This window comes from Roseomonas sp. 18066, from assembly GCF_902706185.1.
GTDB lineage: Bacteria > Pseudomonadota > Alphaproteobacteria > Acetobacterales > Acetobacteraceae > Pseudoroseomonas.
In genome coordinates this window covers 24101-30358 of the sequence record NZ_CACSJM010000073.1, presented here as the reverse complement: position 1 = coordinate 30358, position 6258 = coordinate 24101, and the positions used below count along the sequence as shown (strand labels likewise).

Genomic DNA, 6258 nt, shown 5'->3' with positions numbered 1-6258 from the left:
GAGCAGACCATCCCCCCGCCCACCCATCGCCGCGAGGATTACCGGCCGCCTGCCTTCCTGATCGACCAGGTGGCGCTGGAGCTGGACCTGCATCCGACGGCGACGCGGGTGGCAGCCCGGCTGGAGATCCGCCGCAACCCGGCGGCCGCGCCGGGGGCGCCGCTGGCGCTGGATGGCGAGGCGCTGACCCTGGTCTCCGCCGCGATCGACGGCGTGGCGCTGCCGGAGGCGCGGCTGCAGCGGACGCCGGCCGGCGGGCTGACGATCGCCGATCTGCCCGACGCCTTCGTGCTGGAGACGGTGGTGCAGATCGACCCGGAAGCGAATTCCGAGCTGTCGGGGCTGTACCGCTCGGGCGGCAACTTCTTCACCCAGTGCGAGGCGGAGGGGTTCCGCCGCATCACCTTCTTCCCCGACCGCCCGGACGTGATGGCGCGCTTCACCACCACGCTGCGGGCCGATCGCGCCAGCTGCCCGGTGCTGCTGTCCAACGGCAATCCGGCCGGCAGCGGCGAGCTGCCCGACGGCCGCCACTGGGCCCGCTGGGACGACCCGCATCCGAAGCCTTCCTACCTGTTCGCCGTGGTGGCGGGTGACCTGGTGGCGCTGAAGGACAGCTTCACCACCCGGTCAGGCCGTGACGTCGAGCTCGCCATCTATGTGCGCGAAGGCGACGAGACCGCCTGCGGCCATGCGATGGACAGCCTGAAGGCCTCGATGCGCTGGGACGAGGAGGCCTATGGCCTGGAATACGACCTGGACGTCTTCAACATCGCCGCCGTCTCCGACTTCAACATGGGGGCGATGGAGAACAAGGGCCTCAACGTCTTCAACACCAAGTACATCCTGGCGCGGCCGGAAACGGCCACCGACGTCGACTACGAAGGCATCGAGACCGTCGTCGCCCATGAGTACTTTCATAATTGGACCGGCAACCGGGTCACCTGCCGCGACTGGTTTCAGCTGTCGCTGAAGGAAGGCCTGACCGTCTTCCGCGACCAGCATTTCTCCGAGGACATGGGCAGCGCCGCGGTCAAGCGCCTGGCCAATGTCCGCCGCCTGCGCGCCGCCCAGTTCCCCGAGGATGCCGGGCCGATGGCGCATCCGGTGCGCCCGGATTCCTATGTCGAGATCAACAACTTCTACACCGCGACCGTCTACCAGAAGGGCGCCGAGGTGGTGCGGATGATGCGCCGCCTGATCGGGGTGGAGAATTTCCGCCGCGGCATGGACCTCTACATCGCCCGCCACGACAACCAGGCGGTGACGATCGAGGATTTCGTCTCGGCGATGCAGGATGCCTCGGGCGTCGACCTGTCCCGCTTCTCCCGCTGGTACGCCCAGGCCGGCACGCCGGAGCTGACCGTGTCGGAAGAGTTCGACCCGGCCACCCGCCGCTACAGCCTGACCCTGTCGCAATCGACCCAGCCCACCCCCGGCCAGCCCGGGAAGCTGCCCGTGCCGATCCCCGTCGCCTTCGGCCTGATCGCGCCGGACGGCACGGAGATCCCCGGCGCCGGCATGATGCTGCTGGAGGAGACGGAGCAGAAATTCACCTTCGACGGGCTGGACGAAAAGCCGGTGCCCTCGCTGCTGCGCGGCTATTCGGCGCCGGTGCGGCTGAAGGGGCTGTCGCTCGACCAGCTCGGCTTCCTCGCCGCGCATGACAGCGATCCCTTCGTCCGCTGGGATTCCGGCCAGCAGTATCTGACCGCCGAAATGCTGCGCCTGGTCGACGACCTGCGCAGCCAGCGCCCGCTAGAGCTGCCCGAGGGTGTGGCCGCCATCATCGGCAGCCTGCTCGACCACGCCGAGGAAGACCCGGCCTTCGCCGCCGAGGCCCTGCCGCTGCCCTCGGAAGACTTCGTCGCCGACCAGATGCCGGTCGCCGACCCCGAGGCCATCCACGCCGTCCGCCGCTTCCTGCGCCAGTCGCTCGGCCAGCGTTTCGCCGGGCAGTTTGCGGCGCTGCATGACCGCCTGGCCGATCCCGGCCCCTACCGCATCGATGGCGCTGGCATCGGCCGCCGCGCGCTGCGCAACGCGGCGCTGGCCTATCTGGGCGCCGCCGGCGGCCATCAGGACCGCGCCGAGGCGCAGTTCAACGCGGCCACCAACATGACCGACCAGCTCGCCGCCCTGCGCGCGCTGGCCGATGCCGACGGCCCGGCCCGCGACGCGGCGCTGGCGGCCTTCCACGCCCGCTGGAAGGCCGAGCCCCTGGTGCTGGACAAGTGGTTCACCATCCAGGCCATGGCCGACCGGCCGCAGGCGCTGGCCGAGATCCGGGCCCTGGCCGGCCATGCCGATTTCGACCTGCGCAACCCGAACCGGGTGCGCTCGCTGGTGGGGGCCTTCGCGGCGGGCAATCCGGCGGCCTTCCACGACGCCTCCGGCGAAGGCTACCGCTTCCTCGCCGACATGGTCATCGCGCTGGACGCGGTGAACACCCAGGTGGCAGCGCGCATGGTCTCGCCGCTGGGGGCCTGGAAACGGCAGGACGCCCATCGCGGGGCCAGGATGAAGGAAGAGCTGCAGCGCATCGCCGCCAGGCCGGGGCTGAGCAAGGGGACCTATGAGAAGGTCTCGAAAGCCCTCGCCTAGCACAGCAAGAAAGCGAAGGCCGGGGGGATAGTATCCCCCCGGACCCCGCCTTCAGGTTAGTCCCACGGGCGCGGCGCGGCGGTCGCCGGCATGTCGGGGTCGGAGGGGAACATCAGGCCCTCGGCCGGCATGTTCAGCACGCCATGGTGCAGGCGGTGCACGGCACCCTTCACGGCGACATCCAGGCCCGGGCGGTTGTAGTAGACGCCGCGGATATGCAGGCTATGCGCGATGCAGCGCAGGAAGCCCTCGCGCAGGGCGATGTCGGGCGGCGTCGCCTCGGTCCAGAAACGGTCCAGCGTGCCCGGGAAGACCAGGCCGGGAATGCGATAGATCGCCTCGCCCAGCGCGAAGGTCGGCGTGTGGTCGATGATCGAGCGCAGCCCCACGGTGCTGTTCACCGTCACCACGCCCTGCACCTGCTCGACGATGGCGCCCAGATTGCCGCCACCCAGGTAATGCATCCGGTCGGGAATGCCGGCCGCGGCGGCGATGCCCCGCGTCCGCCGCTTCCAGTTCTTCAGCCCCGGATCCAGCGGATGCACCTTCACCAGCAGATGCGCGTTCTTCGGCGCATGCGCGGCGAAGCTCTCGGCGATCTCGCGCAGCGCGGTGTCCAGGTCGGGATACTTGGAATAGGCGCGGATGGAGAAATCGGATTCCATCTGCATCGCCATCAGGAACAGCGGCCCGGTGCCCGACAGCTTCTGCAGGATGCGGTCGGCGCGGCGGTTGTCCGCGGAACGGTGCAGCAGCCGCCAGCCGACGCCGAGGTAGTAGGTCAGCGGATGCTGCAGCAGATGCGTCTCGTAATGGGGAAACGGCCAGGGCATCCGGCTGCTGAGGTGGTACAGCATGTCCCACATCGCCTGCCGCTTGAAATTGTCGCGGTGGCGGATGGTCAGGTCCGGCGGCGGCAGCGCGGCCCCGGTGCGCACGATGGTCTCCGGGTCGCGGGTGAAGCGGCTGGCGGCGTTCATGCCGTCCTGCTCCAGCACGATCCAGTCGGGGCGGATATAGCCGAAGTCGGTGGCGGCCACCCGCACGCCGCGCGCATGGGCGGCGGCGATGGCGATCTTGTTGTAGCTGCGCTGCTCGCCCAGCAGCACCATGTCGGTGATGCGGTGCCGGTCGAGAAAGCCCTCGATGAAACCCGGCCAGTCGGCCAGGCGGCCGCGGAAATCGACCGCCCCCGGCCCGCGCCAGAACAGCCGGTCGCCGAGATTCAGGTTGATCCGGTGCACCACATGGCCCAGCGCCCGCAGCCCGGCACCTACCTCGTCGAAGAAGGGGGTGATGGGGCCTTGCAGGAACAGGAAACGCTTCGGGGCCGGGGCATCGGAGCTCTGCATCAGGTGGGCGTGTGTTCTCTGCACGGGTGGTGAAGCGGGCAGTCTGGAAGCCGGGCATGGCGGGAACAGGGCAGGACGCCCGTGCTCTCCGACCCGTGACCTGCCGCGTCAGCCAACCGGCGCGATCAGGGCCTGTCGCCAGTCATCCCATCCGACCAGCCGGTGCCCGCCCCGCGCCGCTTCCCGCAATGCCCCGGCCGAGGGAAACGGGCAATAGGGCAGCAGCGGTGGAACCAGCTCGGAAAAGCCTTTGCCCTGAGCCATTTCCGCGAGAATCCGCGTGGCCAGACGCCCCCCCAGATGGTGCAGCAGCCGCGCCGCCGCGACCGCGCTGGTGCCCGCTGGCAGCGCCAGCCCCTCCTGCGCCAGGATGCCGCCGGCATCGATCCGCGGCACCATCCGGTGCACGGTCACGCCAAAGCTGGCTTTTTCCTGCATCGCCCAGAAAGTCGGCACCGGCCCGCGATGCCGCGGCAGCAGCCCGGGATGGATGTTGATCCCGCCCCGCGGCACCTGGGCCAGGGTGGCGGCGGTCAGGATCTGGTCGAAGTGAAACGACACGATCACATCCGGGTGAGTCTTCTCCAGATGCGCCGCGAAGCCGGGTCCGTTGACGTCCTCGACCGCTTCCAGCGGGATTTTTTCCCGATGCGCGAAGCGGCTCAGCGCGCCGATGCCCAGCGCGCGGCGGATATCGCCGACCGTCTGCGGCACGCCATAGCCGGCCAGCAGGAACGGCAGGAAGCCCAGGCCGGAGCGGCGCCAATGGGCGCGCATCTGCCCCCACATCCCCCCCATCGCCGGGCGATAGGGGATGGAGCGTCCGATCAGCACGATCTGCCCGGCATGGGCGCGGGCGAAATCCAGCACCGGCCCGGCCGAGAGCGCGCTTTCCAGCGTCAGCAGCGCGATGCGCAGGGGGCGCATCAGCCGAGGCCGGGCAGCTTCTCCACCCGCCCGACGCTGGCCACCGCGGCGACCACGGCCTCGGCGGTGCGGTCCAGGTCTTCTTCCGTGTGGTCGGCCGACAGGAAGAAGCGCAGCCGCGCCGACTGCTCCGGCACGGCGGGGAAGATCACCGTCTGCACCGCGACGCCGCGCTCCAGCAGGGCGCCGGCCACCTTCGCCGTGCGCAGCGAGGAGCCGAGGATCACCGGCACGATGGCCGAGCCGATGCTGGCCCCGGTGTCGAAGCCGCGCGCGCGCAGGCGGTCGCGCAGCCCGGTGCCATTGGCCTGCAGCCGGGCGACGCGTTCCGGCTCGGCCTGCAGGATGCGCAGCGCGGCGAGCGCCGCGGCGGCCAGCGGTGGCGCCAGCCCGACGGAATAGACCGAGCCCGGCACGGTGTGGCGCAGCCAGTCGATGACGTCGGCACGGGCCGCGATATAGCCGCCGCAGGAAGACAGCGTCTTCGACAGGGTGCCCATCCACAGGTCGACGCCGGCCGGGTCGACGCCTTGCGCCTCGGCGACGCCGCGGCCGGTCGGGCCGATGGCGCCCAGGCTATGGGCCTCGTCGACCATCAGCCAGGCGTCGTGGCGCTGGGCGATCTCGACGCAGCGGGCCAGGTCGGGGACGTCGCCATCCATGCTGTAATGGCCTTCGACCAGCAGCATGGCGCGCTGCGCGCCGCGGCGGGCCCCGGCCATCTCGCGCTCGGCCGAGGCCATGTCGTTATGGGCGAAGGGGATGCGGCGGGCGCCGGAGAGGCGGATGCCTTCGGTGCAGGAATTATGGATCGCCGCGTCATGCACGACGATGTCGCGCGGCCCCATCAGGTGGCCGATGGTGGTGACGTTGGTGGCGTGGCCGGAGACGAAGGTCAGCGCCGCCTCGGCGCCGTGCAGCGCCGCGAGCTCGCGTTCCAGCTCCAGGTGCAGGGCGCGCTCGCCGGAGGTGATGCGCGAGCCGGAGGGCGAGGTGCCGTAGCGGGAGACGGCGTCGCGGGCGGCTTCCTGGACCCGCGGGTCGCCGTTCAGCCCGAGGTAGTTGTAGCTGGCGTAGTTGATGACATCGCGCCCGTCGATCGCGCTATGCGCGCCCGCCAGCCCGTCATGAGCGACGAAGAGCGGGCTGCGCAGTTCCAGCGATTCGAGCGCGGCCTTCAGCAGGGCGAAGTCGCGCATGCCGGGCAGGGTGGTGAAGTCGCGGGCGCTGCCGGCGTCGGGGCGGGGGGCTTCGCTGCTGCGCCGCTTCGACAGCCGCGCCAGCAGGGCAAGACGCGCCGTCGTCGATAGTCCACCACTCATCCGGCGTTTCTTTCAGACAGAAAAAAGATGGGGGTCTGGGGGAATTCTTTCCC

Annotated in this window: 4 protein-coding genes; 1 reads left to right on the top strand and 3 read right to left on the bottom strand. The window is 70.3% G+C overall.

Annotation, left to right across the window (positions count from 1 at the left end):
- On the top strand, positions 1-2604 hold a 2604-nt coding region (gene pepN / locus GVN67_RS15860; protein WP_408906356.1), incomplete at its 5' end, for an aminopeptidase N.
- Between the two features lie 56 nt (positions 2605-2660).
- On the opposite strand, the gene GVN67_RS15855 is transcribed toward pepN, so the two are convergent.
- The 3 genes from GVN67_RS15855 to GVN67_RS15845 all read right to left on the bottom strand — a co-directional run bounded on the left by GVN67_RS15855 (position 2661) and on the right by GVN67_RS15845 (position 6205).
- Positions 2661-3956 (bottom strand): capsule biosynthesis protein, encoded by a 1296-nt coding sequence (locus GVN67_RS15855; RefSeq protein ID WP_159997658.1) that lies wholly within the window; start codon positions 3954-3956, stop codon positions 2661-2663.
- A 108-nt stretch (positions 3957-4064) separates the two neighbouring features.
- A complete protein-coding gene (locus GVN67_RS15850) occupies positions 4065-4883 on the bottom strand; it encodes a formyltransferase family protein (RefSeq protein ID WP_200845281.1) in 819 nt (272 codons plus the stop codon).
- On the bottom strand, positions 4883-6205 hold the full coding sequence (locus GVN67_RS15845; protein ID WP_159997656.1) for an aminotransferase class I/II-fold pyridoxal phosphate-dependent enzyme: 1323 nt from the start codon (positions 6203-6205) through the stop codon (positions 4883-4885). Before GVN67_RS15845 ends, GVN67_RS15850 begins: the two co-directional genes overlap by 1 nt.
- Between the last annotated feature and the right edge of the window lie 53 nt (positions 6206-6258).